The sequence below is a fragment of the Microbacterium sp. KUDC0406 genome, assembly GCF_021582875.1.
In the GTDB taxonomy this organism is placed as follows: domain Bacteria; phylum Actinomycetota; class Actinomycetes; order Actinomycetales; family Microbacteriaceae; genus Microbacterium.
In genome coordinates, this window is record NZ_CP091138.1 from 2885290 (window position 1) to 2901394 (window position 16105).

Here is a 16105-nt window from a genome sequence, read left to right on the forward strand (position 1 = left end):
CAGCATCCCCGGGTCGCACTCGCCCGAAGAACGCAAGAAGAGGTACCCCATGGCCGTCGATGCCGTCGATGCCCTCATGCCCGTCCAGCCCCGCAGCCGCTCCAAAGGCGGAGGACTGTGGCGCTACATCCTGATCCGCCTGCTGCTGATCATCCCCACCGTCCTGATCCTGGTGACGACGGTCTTCTTCCTGATGCGGATCACCGGTGATCCCATCACCGCGGCCCTCGGCGGACGCCTGCCGCCCGAGCAGCTCGCGCAGCGCGTGCACGAGGCCGGCTTCGACCGGCCGCTGATCGTGCAGTACCTGGAGTACCTCGGCGGCATCCTGCGCGGTGACTTCGGCACGACCCTCACCGACCGCCGCCCGGTCACCGAGATCCTGCTGCAGTACGGATCGGCCACGCTCGAACTGGCGCTGTACGCGCTCATCGTCGCGCTGCTGATCAGCATCCCGCTGGGGCTGATCGCCGCCTACCGCCGCGACCGCTGGCAGGACGCGACCCTGCGGGTCATGGCGATCCTCGCCTACGCGACCCCGATCTTCTTCGCCGGTCTGCTGCTCAAGCTCGTCTTCGCGGTGTGGCTGGACTGGCTGCCGGTGTCGGGCGCGGCAACACGCGCACCGAGCTGCTGATGGCGGGCATCGACACGCCCACCGGCATCTATCTGCTCGACGCCATCCGGCTCGGCAACGGTGCGGCGATCGGCGACGTGCTGCAGCACGCGATCCTGCCCGCCATCGCGCTGGGCCTGCTGACCGCCGGCGTGTTCCTGCGCCTGATCCGCACCAACGTCATCGGCACCCTCGGGCAGCAGTACGTGACATCCGGGCGGTCCAGCGGCGTCAGCGAGTACCGTCTGCTCACCAAGCACGCGTACCGGCCCGCACTCATCCCGATCATCACCGTGATGGGCATGCAGATCGCGATGCTGCTCGCCGGCGCCGTGCTCACCGAGAGCACCTTCGAGTGGAAGGGCATCGGGTTCATGCTCGCCGAATACCTGAAGGCGCGCGACTTCGTCGCGGTGCAGGGCATCGTCGTGATGATCGCCGTGGTCGTCGCCGTCACGAACTTCATCGTCGACATGGTCGCCGCGATGATCGACCCGAGGGTGAGGTACTGACATGTCCTGGGTCCCTGAGCCTGTCGAAGACCTCCCCACCCCGAAGACGGAGGCGCTCGCCGCTGTCCCGCCGCGCAAGAAGCGCTGGACCGAGCGGCTTCCGGTGGTCTCGCACCTGCGGCAGAGCGTCGGCCTGCAGCGCGGGATGCTGGTGACCGGTCTGGTCATCACCGGTGTGTTCATCCTGGTCGCGCTCCTGGCGCCGGTGCTGGCGCCGTACGGCTGGGCGCAGCAGCAGACCGACGCCGGCGTCTCGTTCGGCACTCGCCAGCCGCCGAACGCCGTCAATCTGCTGGGCACCACGGTCTCGGGCTTCGACGTGCTGTCGCGCGTGATCTGGGGCGCGCAGACCGCGCTGCTCGTGATCATCGCGGCGATCATCTGCTCGATCTTCGTCGGCATCGCGCTCGGGCTGCTGGCCGGCTACTTCGGCGGATGGCTCGACCGTCTGCTCGTGGTGCTCGCCGACGCGATCTACGCGTTCCCGTCGCTGCTGCTCGCGATCGTCATGTCGATCGTGATCAGCCACGGCCAGTCCAGTCTGCTGGGCGGCGTCATGGCGACCGCGATCGCGATCACCGTGGTGTTCGTGCCGCAGTACTTCCGGGTCGTCCGCGCCGAGGTGGTGCGCGTCCGCGCCGAGCCGTTCGTCGACTCGGCGAAGGTGATCGGGGTGCCGACCCACCGCATCCTGCTGCGGCACGTGCTGCGCAACTCGGTGCGCACGCTGCCGGTGCTGATCACCCTGAACGCATCCGAGGCGCTGCTGACCCTCGCCGGTCTCGGCTTCCTGGGCTTCGGCATCGAGGCCACGGCCGCGGCCGAATGGGGCTATGACCTGAACCGGGCGATGGGGGATGTGACCAGCGGCATCTGGTGGACCAGCGTGTTCCCCGGGCTCGCGATCGTGCTGGTGGTGCTGGGCATCACGCTGGTCGGCGAGAGCCTGAACGACCTGAGCGATCCGCGACTGCGCACCCGCCGTCGCGCAGGAGGTGCGAAGTGACGGATGTTGCGGAGATCCGCGATCTGCGGGTCGTGTTCGCCACCGACGGCGACCCCGTGGAGGCCGTGCGGGGCATCTCGCTGAGCGCGAGCTCCGGCGAGGTGCTCGCGATCGTCGGCGAGTCGGGGTCGGGCAAGACCGTCACGGCGAACACGCTGCTGGGTCTGCTGCCCGAGACGGCGACCACCTCGGGCGCCGTGATCGTGCGGGGCCGCGAGGGTGGTGAGACCGACATCGTGCACGCCTCGCAGGCGAAGCTGCGCGCGATGCGCGGGCGCGACGCCGCGATGGTGTTCCAGGAGCCGTCGACCGCGCTGAACCCGGTGTACAACGTGGGGTGGCAGATCGCCGAGGGCATCCGCGCGCACACGAAGCTGTCGAAGAAGGATGCCAGGGACCGCGCGATCGACATCATGCGGCGCGTCGGCATCCCCTCTCCCGAGAAGCGCGTGGACGACTACCCGCATCAGTTCTCGGGCGGACAGAAGCAGCGCATCGTCATCGCGATGGCGCTGGTGCTGAACGCCGGGCTGATCATCGCCGACGAGCCGACCACCGCGCTGGACGTCACGGTGCAGGCCGAGATCCTCGATCTGCTGCGCACCTGCCGCGACGAGTTCGGTGCGACGATCGTGCTGATCACGCACAACATGGGCGTGGTGGCCGATCTCGCCGACCGAGTGATCGTGATGTACCAGGGTGACATCGTCGAAGAGGCGCCGGTGCAGGAGCTGTTCGCGAACCCGCGCGAGGAGTACACGAAGAAGCTGCTCGCCGCCGTCCCCCATGTGGGACAGGGCAAGTCCAGTCTGGTCGCCACCTCGGTCGTTGAGCGAGCGGTGGTCGTTGAGCGAGCCGGAGGCGAGTCGAAACGCAGAGACGAAACGCAGGATGCTGTGCGGGATGCGGCCCCGCATGTGGCACCCCCCGTCCCCGAGGGCAGCCTGATCGTGGCATCCGGTGCCGAGATCGGATACCCGGGCCGCTTCGGCCGGGGTGCGGTCATGGCGGTGAAGGGCGTGGACTTCCACGTCGCCCCCGGCGAGGTCGTGGGCCTGGTGGGCGAGTCCGGCTCGGGCAAGACCACGATCGGGCGCGCCGTCGTGGGCCTGACCACAGTGCTCGGCGGGTCGCTGACCGTGCTCGGGCACGAGATGAACGGGGTCAAGACCCGCTCGCTCACCCCACTGCGTCCGCAGATCGGGTTCGTGTTCCAGGACCCGGCGACCAGCTTCAACCCGCTGCTGACGATCGCCGAGTGCGTCGCCGAGCCGCTGGTCGTGCACGGCCGGGCATCCAGCCTGTCGGCCGCCCGCCCGAGGGTGAATGAGCTGCTCGACGCGGTGCGGCTGCCGACCAACTTCGGCGATCGGTACCCGCACGAGCTGTCCGGGGTCAGCGCCAGCGCGCGTCGCTGGCGCGCGCCCTGGCGCTCGACCCGAAGCTGCTGATCGCCGACGAGCCGACCAGCGCGCTGGATGTCTCGGTGCAGGCCACGGTGCTCGAGCTGTTCACGCAGCTGCAGGCGGAGCTGGGCTTCGCGTCGCTGTTCATCAGCCACGACCTGGCCGTGATCGACGCGGTGTCGGATCGGATCATCGTGCTGCAGCAGGGCGAGATCAAGGAGCAGGGCACGACCGCCCAGGTGCTCGGCGATCCCCGCGACCCGTACACCCGCGAGCTGCTCGCCGCGCTGCCCGTGCCCGACCCCGTGGCTCAGGCCGAGCGCCGCGCGCAGTGGGAGAAGGTGCGGCGGCGGTAGGCCTGTTTCCCCGCTCGTTGAGCGAGCGACGAAGGAGCGAGACGAAACGCATCATCCCCGGGTCATCGCCCTATCTCTGCAATCGCGGTACGACGATCTCCACTTCGTCGGCGACGAGTTCGAAGTCCTTTGGATTGAGGGTGACCAGCCGGGCACCCAGCGCGTATGCGTGGCCGGCGAGGAGGAGGTCACGACTGCGCGCGTGCGCTGGTCGCCGGGGTGAGACGATCGCCGAAAGGCGACCGGCGCCCTCGGCTGCCCTCCTGTCGAATGGCAGCCAGTCCGGCGAGAACAGGGCCTCGGCGCGGGTGATGTGTTCGAGGCGCAGACGTCGCGTGCGCGGGTCGGCCGCACTCTCGACACTGAATCTCAACTCCGTGAGGGTAATGGCGCTGAGGAAGGCACGATCGTCGGGGAGCCGGAGATCGTCGATGCGGATCAGCGCGTTGGTGTCGAGGAGCATCATCGGCCGTGCTCCTTCCGCAGCTGTTGGTACTGCTCTTCCGCTGCCTCCCACGGATCGCGGAAGGGGTTGCCATCGTAGGGGCGGGCGTCGATCTCATCCGCCCACTCCTTGGCCACACGGAGCTGTTCTTCAGTGCGCGGGTTCGCGTCGAGCCATGCCCTGATCTCCGCACCTGTACGCCCCCATCGCTGGGGTGCGAGTTCGTGCTCGAGCACGTTCTCCAGCCCGCTTCGGTCGTCCTCTGCGACGAGTCGGGTCAGCGCTTCCCGCGCCTCAGCCTCCATGGAGCGTCCATTGCGCTTCGCGCGCTGCTTCAGCTTCTCGACGACGTCGTCGGCGAGGCTGCGGATCGTTATCGCGGCCATGATCTGCCTCCTGATCCCGATGCTATCACTCTGCCAGCATCCGCGGTCGGGCGAGTCGATGTCCGAGCCTCCGCGTACCGTCGCCAGCGTGACGGACACCACTGTTGTGAATGACAGCGACGCGCTCGCAGGGCTCGACGCCGCCCAGCTGCAGGCGGTCGAGCACGGCGACGGGCCGCTGCTGATCGCGGCCGGCGCCGGTACCGGCAAGACGCGGGTGCTCACCTCGCGGGTGGCTCGGCTGCTGCAGGCGGGCGTCGCACCAGAGCGCATCCTGCTGCTGACGTTCACCAGGCGCGCTGCGGCCTCGATGGTCTCTCGCGCGGCCGCACAGTGCGGCGATGCACAGGCGGCGCAGCGGATCGCGGGCGGCACGTTCCATGCGGTGGCGCACCGGATCATCGCCGAGCATGCCCAGCACCTGGGTCTGGCGGATGTCACCGTGCTCGATCCCGACGACGTGATCGACCTGCTCGACCTGCTGCGGTCGGAGTTCCAGCTGGACGGCACGGATAAGCGCCTGCCGACCACCCGGACGATCGCCGACATCGGCTCGCGAGCGATCAACACCGGTACGCCGGCGCGCACCGTGATCGAGGAGCAGTTCCCGTGGGCATTGGAACACGCGGATCCGATACTCGCGCTGCTGCGGCACTACAGCGCCCGCAAGCGTGAGCGCGGACTGCTCGATCTCGACGACCTCCTCATCGCCTGGAGAGCGCTGGTGCGCGACCCCGACGTCGGTGCGCGGCTGCGCGCACGGTGGGACTGGGTGCTCGTCGACGAGTACCAGGACGTCAACAGCCTGCAGGTCGACATCGTGCGGGGGCTCGCCCCCGACGGGCGTGGTCTCACGGTGGTCGGCGACGACGCGCAGGCGATCTACGGATTCCGGGGCGCGAGCGCCGGACACCTGCTCGACCTGGCGGCCGCCTTCCCCGACGCCACGCTCGTGCGTCTGGAGCGCAACTTCCGCTCCACTCAGCCGATCCTCGACCTCGCGAACGAGGTGCGCCCGGGCGAGCTCGGGCTGCGTCTGCGTGCAGACCGGCCGGATGCCGGCATCCGACCGTCCCTCATCGTGTGCCGCAATGCGGACGACGAGGCGCGCACCGTCGCCGATCGGATCCTCGAGGCACACGTCGACGGCATGCCCCTGCGGGAGCAGGCGGTGCTGATGCGCACCGGCTCGCACAGCGCACAGCTCGAGGTCGAGCTGAAGGTGCGCGACATCCCGTTCCGCAAGTTCGGCGGCATCGGCTACCTCGAGACCTCGCACGTGCGCGACCTGCTGGCCGGGTTCCGAGTGGTGCTCAACCCCGCTGACGAGGTGTCGTGGTACCGGCTGCTGACACGACATCGCGCGATCGGCAAGGCCTCCGCGCGGGGGCTGGCGGCGATCCTCGCCGACGGCGGCATCGACCGGGCTCCGGATGCCGTCGCGGCGGCGCCGGCGAAGGCGCGCACCGGACTCGCGTCGACGCTCTCGCTGCTGGGCGCGGTGGATGCCACGACGACGGTGCCCGAAGTGGTCGAGGCCTGCCGGGCGGCGGTCGATCCCCTGCTGAGGGCGCACTACCCGGACTGGCAGCGTCGGGTGACCGACGTCGACGGCATCGCCGAGGCGGCGGCCCGGCAGTCGGACCTGCGCACCTTCGTCAGCGAGCAGGCGATCGACCCGATCGACGTCGCGGGCGACTGGGCCAAGAAGCCGCACCTCGACGAGGACTGGGTGACGCTGTCGACCATTCACTCGGCCAAGGGCCTCGAGTTCGGCTCCGTGCATGTGCTCCGTGCGAGCGACGGGGCGATGCCGTCCGACATGGCCCTGTCGTCGCCTTCCGGGCTGATCGAGGAGCAGAGGCTGTTCTACGTCGGGCTCACCCGGGCTCGCGACACCCTTGACGTGTACGCGCCGGCGCGGCTGCCCACGCATCCGACGTCCTTCCTCGCGCGGCATGTGATCGCCAAGCCGAGCCGGTTCCTCACCGCCGAGGCCCGTGCGCTGATGGACACCGTCGACACGGCGACCGGAGAGGTGCGGGACGGCGAGCCGGTGCTCGCCGCGCCTGTCGGTGCGCGTGTGCGGCTGGACGAGTTCGACGACCTGTTCGCCTGAGCTGACTCGGTCGCCCCGCGAGCGATGGTCGTTGAGCGAGCGAAGCGAGACGAAACGCAGAGACGAAACGCAGAGACGAAACGCAGAGACGAAACGCAGAGACGAAACGCAGAGACGAAACGCAGAGACGAACGGGTTGAGGCTCCCGGGGAGCATTGCGGCGTTTCGGCTACAGCTCGTTCCTCGCTCCGCTCAACGACTCGATGGGGCGGGCCCGTCCTCTTCGGGAGGGTCCGTGGAGACGGCGGCATCCCCCCGCAGCGCCGCCTCCACGAGATGGGTGATGTCGATCGACACGATCCGCTCGCTCACGGCGCCGGCGTCTCGGGTGCGGCGGTCGGAAGCAGCGTCGCCGATGGTGTCCGCGTCGGCTCCGGCGCAGGGAGGCGCTGCGGGGCGCGAGCGAACGGCGGCACCGGCTGGGTCGCCCGATCCGGATCGACCTGGCCGGTCGTATCGTCGACGGGTGCATTGCTGAGCGGGTAGGTGTTCCAGATCGGACTGCCCTGCAGATCCTGCAGGGGGACGGTCACCGTGCCGTCGCCGCGGTCGTCCCAGCCCTCCGTCATGTCGCGGCTCTGCTCGCCGTAGAGATTCACCGGTGTGCCCCGATCCGTGTACAGCTGCACCTGCTCGATGGGGTCGCCGTTCTCGTCGTACGCGAACAGGTTGCCCACCTGGACTCCGTCGAGCAGCAGCCCTGGCGGGGTCGATCCGCCGTCGCCCTCGTAGACGTAGTGAGGTGTGATCACGTAGCCGATCGCACCGGGAAGTGCGAGAACCGCGAGCACGCTGATCACCGTGCGCACCGGGCGCAGCCACCGCCACGGCAGCCACCGGCCACGACCCCACTGCACGCTGATCAGGACGAGAACGCCGAGGTATGCGATCCGCAGCAGATCCCATGAACGGGCATCCCACGGCCAGAGCATCCACGCCGTGAGCGCGTAGAGCCCGAGGCCGCGAAGCACCCACCAGACCGGACGCAGTGCCACGAGCAGGTCGAGCAGCCATGCCCCGAACGGGGAGCGGCGGATACCGACGGCGATGCCGGCTCTCCAGTCCGCGAAGCGGACATGCCACGGAACTCGCGGCACCGCGGCATCCGTCCGCTCCGGCAGACCGGCGGCCGCGCGCAGCTCGCGGGCGTATTCGGCCGGATCGTCGAGGTCGATGACGCCGCCGTTGTCGGCGGCCTGATCGGTGAGGTCGCCGACGAGCCCGCCTGCGAGTTCCTCGACGTCGTCCTCGGGCAGGTCCGCGAGCTCGGCACGGACGGCGGCGGCGAAGGCGCGGATGCGCTCCGCCGGCGAGGTGGTGAGGTCGTTCATCGCTGCGCTCCTGCTTCGGGTCGGGGCCGGAAGATGGCCGTGTCCTGTGTCTTGGCGTGCGGATGCAGCAGCCCTGACATCGCCACCGCGAACTGCACCCAGGTGTCGGTCTGCTCGTCGAGCATCCGCGTGCCCTGCGGGTTGATCGCGTAGTACTTGCGGTGCGGTCCGCCGTCGGACGGGACGACGTAGCTCGACAGCGCGCCGGCCGAGTACAGCCGTCGCAGCGTGCCGTACACCGAAGCGTCGCCGACGTCGCCGATGCCGGCGTCGCGCAGGCGGCGCACGATGTCGTAGCCGTATCCGTCCTCGTCGCGCACCACGGCGAGGACGGCGAGATCGAGCACGCCCTTCAGCAGCTGCGTCGTGTCCATCGAGCCTCCTTCGGCACCGACCGGTGCGTTGTCGTGCACACTACCACGCTATGCGCGGTAGTACGCAAGGCGCACTGACCGCCTGCCCCGCGAGCGATGGTCGTTGAGCGAGCGAAGCGAGACGAAACGCAGAGACGAAACGCAGAGACGAAACGCGCCGAGACTCCCGAGGAACGTCACCGCGTTTCGTCTCCGGCTCGTTCCTCGCCTCCGCTCAACGAGCGGCGGGATGGATCGCGCCCCGCGCGAGGCTCAGCGGAAGAACAGCGCCAGGCCGCCGAACAGCTGGGGCAGGATCCAGACGCTGGCGATGATCACGATCGCGATGACCGTCACCCAGGGCACGCCGCCGGCGCAGCCGTCGCCCCTGCGGGGCGACGCCGGGCGGAGGAGCGAGCATGCCGACCGGCGGCGCGAACGGAAGGGCCGCCGGCGCGGGGACGCCGACCGGCGTCGGTGCGGCCGCGACCGCCGGTGCCGCCGTCAGGTGATCGTCGCGCCAGCGCGCCCACTGGTCGAACTTGGTCAGCAGGGCGCCCACCGTGCCGAACAGCCACGCCCAGGTCGGCGCGTCGACCGTCGACACCGGACGCTGCATGTAGAGGAACAGCCAGTCGTCGACGATCTCCACGTCGAGCTGCGCCGCGTGGTCGATGAACCGCGCCATGATGTCGGGCGTGAACAGGTACAGCGCGTCGCGCTCGTAGCCCTGCGGGCAGTACAGCGTGAAGTACCGGTCGAAATCGCCCTCGAGTGAGAGCCGCTGATCCTTCGAGAACGATGCCGGCAGGTTGCTGCCCAGCGCATTGTTGCCGAGCGCGTCCAAGACGATGTTGGGCAGCGGAACGTCGAGCTTGACCGCGATGTAGCCCCAGTGGTGCGTGGTGGAGTTCTTGCCCGAGCCGGTCGTGTACTGGTAGTTGCCGAACTCGACGAATCTGGGCTGGTGGCCGCGCAGCGCGAGCTCGGTGCGCCGGCTGCGTCCGTTCTGGAAGATCATTCCGGGCAGCGGGGGATCGTCGACGCGCCCGACGAACTCCATGCCGTTCGAGGCGGCGAACCGGGCCAGCCGATACGCCTGGATGCCGCCGTTCCGCAGATTCACGATGAGGATGACGATCACCACGACGAAGACGGCGCCGATGAGCAGGAACGGCAGCAGACCCGCCAGTCCGAAGCGCAGGTCGCCTGAGAACACGCCCACCGCGATCGGCACGAGGACCAGCGGGATCACCGTGACGGCCATGATCGCGAACACGAGGACGACGATGATCGTCGACGCCGTCGAGCCTCCTGCCCTGCCCCGGGCACGCTGCTCTCGGCGGAAGGCGCGCACCGCTTGCATGTCCACCGGGTCGGTGAGCGGACGGGCGTCGAAGGTGGCGCCGATCATCGGTTCACACCGTCGCCGTCCCAGGTGAGGTCGGCGTCCTCGGCGACGATGAACGCCTCGAGGGCGGGGTCGGCGACGAGCGCGGCGATCAGCGCCGCAGATCCGGCGACGACGGTCGAGTCGAAGTCGATCTCGCTGACCATCACCCAGGAGCGGTCCCCGGGCCAGAGCAGGTTCGGATGCTGCGCGGTGGCCCCCTCGGTCCAGGGCGCGTCCGTGACCCACGCCGGGTCGGTGAACACCGAGGCACCGGCCGCGAAGGTCACGTAGTCCCGGCCGGGCAGCTGCAGTCGCGGAGCCTTCGAGATCTCGTCGGAGAGGATGCCCGGCTGCCAGGTCGGCTTGCGGAACGGATTGTTGAACGGATCGCGGACGCTCTGACGCAGCATCTGCTCGTGCGCAGGGTCGCCGCCGAACTCGAGAACAGCACGTGACGGCGACTCACCGAGAAGGCCGACCAGGCCGCCCCAGCCCTCCCAGATCGCCGCGACCCCGGCATCCGGCGTCGTGGTGTGCGCAGCGAGGTGCCGGGCGATCGCGGCGAACAGGGCGGGGTCGATCATGCCCTCGTCGGGCGAGGTGAACTCCCGGCCGTCGGGCGCGACCCGCACGTTCCAGTCCTCCTCGGGTGGGGTGCGCACGATCCGCTGCCACTGTGCGAGCGGATGCAGCACGGTGCCGAACGCGGTGGCCGTCTCCGCCCAGGTAGTGTCGCGGTCGATGAAGCGTCCGATCAGAGCATCCTGCTCGGCACCCGGCATCCGAGACCATTCCTCGATCGTCGGAACCGCGCGATCGGGAAGGGATCGCACCTGCGCGGGATGCAGGATGCGGGCGTAGGCGTCGTAGCCGTGCGGCACGACGCCGAGGTCGTCATCGAGACGGTCGCGCAGCCAGTCTCCGACGCGGGGGTCGCCGATCCACTCCATGGGCTCCACGGTACCCGGGCGCTACGCGCGTGCCAGAGGCAGCACCTCGGATCCCAGATAGTCGACGTGCTCGGTGTCGCCCAGATCCATGACCTGGAAGTGGATGCGGTCGATGCCGAGAGCGCGCAGACCCTCGACGCGTTCCGCGATCTCGGCGGCATCGCCCACGACGGTGGCGCTGCTGCGCACATCGTCGAGAGTGCGTCCCGCCGTCTCCGCGCGACGCCGGATGTCGGACTCGGTCGCGCCGGCGAACGTCGGCAGCGCCACGGACATCTTCAGCGTCCGCGGGTCGCGGCCGATGGCCTCGCAGGCCGCGCGCACGCCGGCGAGCTTCTCCTCGACGACCTCGTTCGGCTGGAAGCCGATGTTGAACTCGGTGGCGAAGCGCGCGGCGATCGCCGGCGTGCGTCGCGGTCCGCCGCCACCGATGACCACCGGCATCCTGGTCTGCACCGGCTTCGGCAGCGCGGGGGCGTCCTGCAGCGTGTAATGCTCTCCGGAGAACGAGAAGGTGTCGCCGACGGGCGTCTGCCACAGGCCGGTGATCACGGCCAGCTGCTCTTCGAGCAGCCCGAACCGGCGCGCGGGGAACGGGATGCCGTAGGCGCGGTGCTCCGCCTCGAACCAGCCGGTGCCGAGGCCGAACTCGACCCGGCCGCCGGACATCGCGTCGACCTGAGCGACCTGGATCGCGAGGATCGCCGGGTACCGGTGCGTGGCGGACGACACCAGGGTGCCGAGGCGGATGCTCGTGGTCTCGCGGGCGAGGCCGGCAAGCGTCGTCCAGGCGTCGGTCGGCCCGGGCAGGGGAGAGCCGTCTCCCATGCGCATGTAGTGGTCGGACCGGAAGAAGGCGTCGAACCCGTGTCGCTCGGCGGTCAGGGCGCAGGCAAGCTGGTCGTCGTAGCTGAAGCCCTGCTGCGGCTCGGTGAAGATGGTGAACTCCATGGGATCACGCTATCCGTGTCACCCGGCGTTCACCTCGGCGTCGCTCGCGCTTCAGGTCGGTGTCGCACCATCGGCGGATGGCCGCACCGCTCGTGACCGTGATCCTGCCCGCGAAGGACGCAGGGCAGTACATCGGCACGACGCTGGAGACCCTCACCCGGCAGTTCGACGATCCCGGGCGCTGAAGCTCGTCGCGATCGACGACGGTTCTCGCGACGAGACCGGCGCGCTGATGCGGCGGTACGCCGAGCGGTTCGACAGCGCGGAGGTCGTGGTCAACCCGCATCCGCGCGGCCTCGCGACAGCACGCAACCAGGGCCTCGTGCACGTGGAGGGCGACGCGTTCTGCTTCCTCGACGGCGACGACTGGATGCAGCCGCGCCGGCTGGAGGTGCTCGTGCGGGCTCTGGGCGAGCTGCGCTGCGACTTCCTGCGCACCGACCATGTCACGGTCAAGCGCTCCGAGCGGCGCCTGGTGCGTGCGCCGTTCACGCACCGCGGGGCGGTGGCCGACCCGCGTACGGCGATCCTGCCCGCAGACGACCGCACGATGGTCGACTATCCGTGTGCCTGGGCGGGAATACTGCACCGAAGGGTGCTCGATCAGGGCCTGGCGGGCTTCACCGACGGGCTGTTCACGGCCGAGGACCGGCCGTGGATCTGGCGGCTGCACCTGCGGGCATCCTCCTTCGCCGTGGTCGACGCGCCGCATCTGCTGTACCGGCGCGGGGTGACCGATTCGCTGTCGAAGACGCTCGACCGGCGGCAGCTGGACTTCAGCCGCGCGCTCGGCGAGGTGCTCGATCTGGTCGAGTCCGATCCGGATGCCGCGCCGCTGATGCCGAAGGCCGTCGTGACCGTGCTCGCGCTGAGTGCGCACCACCTCGTGCGCGCGCGCCGGATGCAGCCGGCCGTGCGGAGGGAGCTGCGCTCCGGCATCCGTGACCTGCTGGCGCGGCTGCCGCAGGAGGAGGCGCGAGCGGCGGTCGCGCAGCTCGGCGGCCCGCGCCGCCGGGTGCTCGCACGCACCCTGCGCGAAGCGACCCGCGTCTCGCCGCCGTCCTCGCGCGTCCGCACGGATGCTCCCGGGCTGCCGGAGCAGGCGTTCGGCGACCATGATCCAGGTCATCATGGAACGCGGTGCGGAAACGCGGCGGGGCGGCCCGGTGGCGGTCGGAGGCGCGGACGCGAACGGAGTCCGGGTCACGGTCGAGAACCGCGCCCCGAGCGATGCCGTTCCCTCCCCACCCCGTCGATCCGGTCCCATCGCCTGCGGATACGCAGCAGCTTCGACCCACACCGCGCGCGACCGCAACCGGGGGCACGACGATGATCCAGGTCTTCGCGCTGCACAGCGGCTACGGCCTGATGACCGCCGGCAGCGGCGATCGACACCGGTCTGCTCGGCGACGCCGAGCGCATCCTCGTGCCGATGAACACGGCGAAGATCTCCGAGACGGCGATCGACCTGGCGACCACAGCGCGGTTCCGCACCCTGCGGGCGCGATTCGACCGGGTGGAGCCGCTGAACCCGCTGATCGATCCGCGGCATCCGACCTCCTGGGATCCCGACGAGCAGGATCTGCCGATGCTCGAGCGACTGTTCCGCCGCGCGTGGGCGATCGGCGACAAGGACGTGGAGCTGTACGTGCAGTCTCCGCAGGTCGCTCCGGCGCTCACCCTGATGAGCCTGTTCCGTGACGCGCGGCTCGGCGTGATCGGCGACGGACTGATGACGTACTCGCCGATCCGCAGCCGGCTGCCGCGACAGGTCACCGAACGCATCGCCCGGGTCGTCTACTCCGATGTGGTGCCCGGGGTCGAGCCACTCGTGTTCGCCGAGACCGAGGCTGTGCGGATGCCAGTGTCGATGGGCCCCTTCGGCACCGCTCTGCGGGAGGTCGGCGACGCCGCCCCGGATGCCGCCCTCGACGCGCTCGCCGCAGACGGACGCCGGACGGCGCTGGTGCTCGGGCAGTATCCTCGGCCCTGCGGCTCGTCTCGCCCGAAGAGGAGACGGCCATGCAGGTGGCGATGGTCGATCGGGCGGCATCCGCCGGCGCCGAGCGCATCGTGTTCAAGCCGCATCCGTCAGCGCCGCCGGCCCTGCGCGAGACTCTGGCTGCCCGGGCGTCGTCCCGAAGGGTCGCGTTCGCGGTCTACGAAGGGGATCAGCCGGCCGAGTACGTCGCGCAGCGCCTCGGAGCGACCGATGCCGTCGCCGGGTTCTCGACCGCGCTGCCGACGCTGCGCACGCTGTCCGGCATCCGTGTGCACGCCGTCGGCACGGGCACCGTGCTGGCCCGGCTCGACCCGTACGAGAACAGCAACCGGATCCCGGCGACGATCGTCGACGCTCTGGAGCGGGACGCCTTCACGACGCCCGGTTCACTGCAGCGGCTCGTCGACGCGGTCGGCTACGCCATGCAGCCCGAGATCATGGCGCATCTGCGGCCACGTGCGGTGCAGCGGCTGACGTCTCTGCCGGCATCCGTCCGGGAGCGGTACGTGCCCCCGCAGCGCCTGCGCGCACTCGACCTGCCCGGCGCTCCGGCGGCGACGACGATGCAGCGCATGCTCGAGCCGGCCGGCGGCGTCGGCCGCGTCGAGGAGCTGCGGCTCACCGCCGCCGGAGCGAGGCGCAGGGCACGACGGGCGTGGAAGGCGGTGACCGGCCGGTGACGCGCTCCGATGCCCCCTTGGCGCGAAACGGCGTGCTCACGTCGTTCCGGTCGCAGCCGTTGCGGGTGCGGAGGGCGTGGACCCGCAACGAGTGAGACCGGAGCTGAGGGAACAGGGAGCTGAGGGAACAGAGGGCGAAGGAACAGAGGGCGGACGATGAACGACAGAGGACTGACGGTCGCGATCATCCCGGCGCGGGGAGGGTCGAAGGGTGTGCCGGGCAAGAACCTGCGCCGGGTCGGCGGGGTGCCGCTCGTCGAGCGAGCGGTGCGGGCCGCGGCATCCGCCGTCGATCTCGTCGTCGTGAGCACCGACGACGTCACGATCGCCGCCGTCGCGAGGGATGCCGGGGCGCGGATCGTCGACCGCCCCGCCGAACTCTCCGGAGACGAGGCCTCTTCGGAGAGCGCGCTGCTGCACGCACTCGACGTGCTCGAGGACGACGGCCTGCGGGTGGGCACCGTGGTGTTCGTGCAGGCGACGTCGCCGTTCATCCCCACCAAGGGTCTCGCCGAGGCGGTCGCGCTGATCGAGGATGGTACCTACGACAGCCTGTTCTCGGCGCACGAGACCTACGGTTTCCTCTGGCGGAGGGATGCCGGGGGAGTGGCCGCGGCGATCAACCACGACGCCGCGCACCGCCCGCGCCGGCAGGACCGCGAGCCGCACTATCTCGAGACCGGGGCCTTCTACGCCTTCGACGCGACCGGGTTCCGGCGCTTCCGGCACCGCTTCTTCGGGCTGGTCGGCATCGTGACGGTGCCCGAGCGCACCGCGATCGAGATCGACGACGAGCATCAGCTCGCCCTGGCCGAGGCCCTCGCCGCGGCTGCCCCTCCCGCGCCCGCACGCACCCCCGCGCCCGCCCCGATCCCGGCTCTCGCCCTCGTCACCGACTTCGACGGCGTGCACACCGACGACACCGTGACCGTCGATGAGCACGGGCGCGAGTCGGTGCGGGTCAGCCGCGAGGACGGCATGGGGGTGGCCCGGCTGCGCCGGGCCGGCATCCCGATGCTCATCCTCTCCACCGAGACGAACCCCGTCGTCGCTCGTCGGGGCGAGAAGCTGCGGGTGCCCGTGCTGCACGGCGTCGACGACAAGGCGGCCGCGCTCGCCGCGTGGGCGGAGGAACGCGGCATCCGCCTCGAAGACATCGCGTACGTGGGCAACGACGTCAACGACCTCGGTCCGCTCAGGCTCGTGGGCTGGCCGATCGCCGTCGCGAACGCGCATCCGCAGGTGAGGGCCACGGCCCGTGTGATCCTCGCGCGGCGCGGCGGCGCCGGCGCCGTGCGCGAGGTCGCCGAGCGGATGCTGGCCGCGGAGCGCTCGCAACGGATATACTGAACTGAAGAACAGGATATCCGGAGGTCGCGATGACCAAGACACTCATAGATGTCGACGACACGCTGCTCGAACGCGCGATGGAGCTGACCGGTACGGCGACGAAGAAAGCCGCCGTCAACGAAGCCCTTGCGCAGGTCGTGCGCAGAGGAGAGGCTCTCGGCTACATCGATCTGATCAGCACGGGGATCGTGGTCGAGCTCGATGACCCGGACGTGATCGACGGCGCTCAGCGCTGACCGGACCTGCGCC

Annotated in this window: 13 protein-coding genes and 2 pseudogenes; 8 read left to right on the forward strand and 7 right to left on the reverse strand. The window is 70.1% G+C overall.

Annotated features, from left to right (window positions below; all coding sequences use genetic code 11):
• The first annotated feature begins 49 nt into the window (after positions 1-49).
• The 3 genes and pseudogenes from L2X99_RS14255 (at position 50) to L2X99_RS14265 (ending at position 3896) form a co-directional block, all read left to right on the forward strand.
• A pseudogene (locus L2X99_RS14255) lies at positions 50-1128 on the forward strand (ABC transporter permease).
• A gap of 1 nt (position 1129) precedes the next feature.
• Entirely contained in the window at positions 1130-2134 is a 1005-nt protein-coding gene (locus tag L2X99_RS14260) for an ABC transporter permease (RefSeq protein WP_236135288.1), read from the forward strand.
• Positions 2131-3896, forward strand: a pseudogene (locus L2X99_RS14265) (dipeptide ABC transporter ATP-binding protein). The gene L2X99_RS14260 and the pseudogene L2X99_RS14265 overlap by 4 nt, the downstream one beginning before the upstream one ends.
• A 70-nt stretch (positions 3897-3966) precedes the next feature.
• Here L2X99_RS14265 and L2X99_RS14270 read toward each other — a convergent pair.
• Positions 3967-4362, reverse strand: a complete 396-nt coding sequence (locus L2X99_RS14270; protein WP_236135289.1) for a PIN domain-containing protein — start codon at positions 4360-4362, stop codon at positions 3967-3969.
• Positions 4359-4727: a FitA-like ribbon-helix-helix domain-containing protein gene (locus L2X99_RS14275; RefSeq protein ID WP_236126162.1), complete on the reverse strand. Its 369-nt coding sequence runs from the start codon at positions 4725-4727 to the stop codon at positions 4359-4361. Before L2X99_RS14275 ends, L2X99_RS14270 begins: the two co-directional genes overlap by 4 nt.
• A gap of 88 nt (positions 4728-4815) precedes the next feature.
• Here L2X99_RS14275 and L2X99_RS14280 point away from each other — a divergent pair, with 88 nt between their 5' ends.
• Entirely contained in the window at positions 4816-6846 is a 2031-nt protein-coding gene (locus L2X99_RS14280; protein ID WP_236126161.1) for an ATP-dependent helicase, read from the forward strand.
• A 308-nt stretch (positions 6847-7154) separates the two neighbouring features.
• Here L2X99_RS14280 and L2X99_RS14285 read toward each other — a convergent pair whose 3' ends face one another.
• From L2X99_RS14285 to L2X99_RS14305, 5 genes are all read right to left on the reverse strand, one after another.
• Positions 7155-8177 carry a hypothetical protein gene (locus tag L2X99_RS14285; RefSeq protein ID WP_236126160.1) on the reverse strand — a complete coding sequence of 341 codons (1023 nt, stop codon included), beginning with the start codon at positions 8175-8177 and terminating at the stop codon, positions 7155-7157.
• A complete protein-coding gene (locus L2X99_RS14290) occupies positions 8174-8551 on the reverse strand; it encodes a PadR family transcriptional regulator (RefSeq protein ID WP_236126159.1) in 378 nt (125 codons plus the stop codon). The genes L2X99_RS14285 and L2X99_RS14290 overlap by 4 nt, the downstream gene beginning before the upstream one ends.
• A 214-nt stretch (positions 8552-8765) precedes the next feature.
• Positions 8766-9944, reverse strand: coding sequence for a hypothetical protein (locus L2X99_RS14295; protein WP_236135290.1), 1179 nt, complete (start codon positions 9942-9944; stop codon positions 8766-8768).
• Positions 9941-10873, reverse strand: a complete 933-nt coding sequence (locus L2X99_RS14300) for a hypothetical protein (RefSeq protein ID WP_236126157.1) — start codon at positions 10871-10873, stop codon at positions 9941-9943. The genes L2X99_RS14295 and L2X99_RS14300 overlap by 4 nt, the downstream gene beginning before the upstream one ends.
• A 21-nt stretch (positions 10874-10894) precedes the next feature.
• Entirely contained in the window at positions 10895-11824 is a 930-nt protein-coding gene (locus tag L2X99_RS14305) for an LLM class F420-dependent oxidoreductase (RefSeq protein WP_236135291.1), read from the reverse strand.
• A gap of 232 nt (positions 11825-12056) precedes the next feature.
• Here L2X99_RS14305 and L2X99_RS14310 point away from each other — a divergent pair, with 232 nt between their 5' ends.
• The 4 genes from L2X99_RS14310 (at position 12057) to L2X99_RS14325 (ending at position 16092) form a co-directional block, all read left to right on the forward strand.
• Complete coding sequence (locus L2X99_RS14310) at positions 12057-13157, forward strand: glycosyltransferase (protein ID WP_236135292.1); 1101 nt, start codon at positions 12057-12059, stop codon at positions 13155-13157.
• A 689-nt stretch (positions 13158-13846) separates the two neighbouring features.
• A complete protein-coding gene (locus L2X99_RS14315) occupies positions 13847-14506 on the forward strand; it encodes a hypothetical protein (RefSeq protein WP_236135293.1) in 660 nt (219 codons plus the stop codon).
• Between the two features lie 156 nt (positions 14507-14662).
• Positions 14663-15856 (forward strand): acylneuraminate cytidylyltransferase, encoded by a 1194-nt coding sequence (locus L2X99_RS14320; RefSeq protein WP_236135294.1) that lies wholly within the window; start codon positions 14663-14665, stop codon positions 15854-15856.
• 29 nt (positions 15857-15885) lie between these two features.
• The gene (locus tag L2X99_RS14325) at positions 15886-16092 is read left to right on the forward strand and encodes a type II toxin-antitoxin system VapB family antitoxin (RefSeq protein ID WP_236126154.1); all 207 of its coding nucleotides are present in this window, start codon (positions 15886-15888) and stop codon (positions 16090-16092) included.
• The last annotated feature ends 13 nt before the right edge of the window (positions 16093-16105 follow it).

What these genes read in the sequence shown, in the direction of transcription:
- L2X99_RS14260 (WP_236135288.1), top strand. Translation starts at nt 1,130, where the DNA reads ATGTCCTGGGTCCCTGAGCCTGTCGAAGACCTCCCCACCCCGAAGACG.
- L2X99_RS14270 (WP_236135289.1), bottom strand. Translation starts at nt 4,362, where the DNA reads ATGATGCTCCTCGACACCAACGCGCTGATCCGCATCGACGATCTCCGG.
- L2X99_RS14275 (WP_236126162.1), bottom strand. Translation starts at nt 4,727, where the DNA reads ATGGCCGCGATAACGATCCGCAGCCTCGCCGACGACGTCGTCGAGAAG.
- L2X99_RS14285 (WP_236126160.1), bottom strand. Translation starts at nt 8,177, where the DNA reads ATGAACGACCTCACCACCTCGCCGGCGGAGCGCATCCGCGCCTTCGCC.
- L2X99_RS14290 (WP_236126159.1), bottom strand. Translation starts at nt 8,551, where the DNA reads ATGGACACGACGCAGCTGCTGAAGGGCGTGCTCGATCTCGCCGTCCTC.
- L2X99_RS14295 (WP_236135290.1), bottom strand. Translation starts at nt 9,944, where the DNA reads ATGATCGGCGCCACCTTCGACGCCCGTCCGCTCACCGACCCGGTGGAC.
- L2X99_RS14300 (WP_236126157.1), bottom strand. Translation starts at nt 10,873, where the DNA reads ATGGAGTGGATCGGCGACCCCCGCGTCGGAGACTGGCTGCGCGACCGT.
- L2X99_RS14305 (WP_236135291.1), bottom strand. Translation starts at nt 11,824, where the DNA reads ATGGAGTTCACCATCTTCACCGAGCCGCAGCAGGGCTTCAGCTACGAC.
- L2X99_RS14310 (WP_236135292.1), top strand. Translation starts at nt 12,057, where the DNA reads ATGCGGCGGTACGCCGAGCGGTTCGACAGCGCGGAGGTCGTGGTCAAC.
- L2X99_RS14315 (WP_236135293.1), top strand. Translation starts at nt 13,847, where the DNA reads ATGCAGGTGGCGATGGTCGATCGGGCGGCATCCGCCGGCGCCGAGCGC.
- L2X99_RS14320 (WP_236135294.1), top strand. Translation starts at nt 14,663, where the DNA reads ATGAACGACAGAGGACTGACGGTCGCGATCATCCCGGCGCGGGGAGGG.
- L2X99_RS14325 (WP_236126154.1), top strand. Translation starts at nt 15,886, where the DNA reads ATGACCAAGACACTCATAGATGTCGACGACACGCTGCTCGAACGCGCG.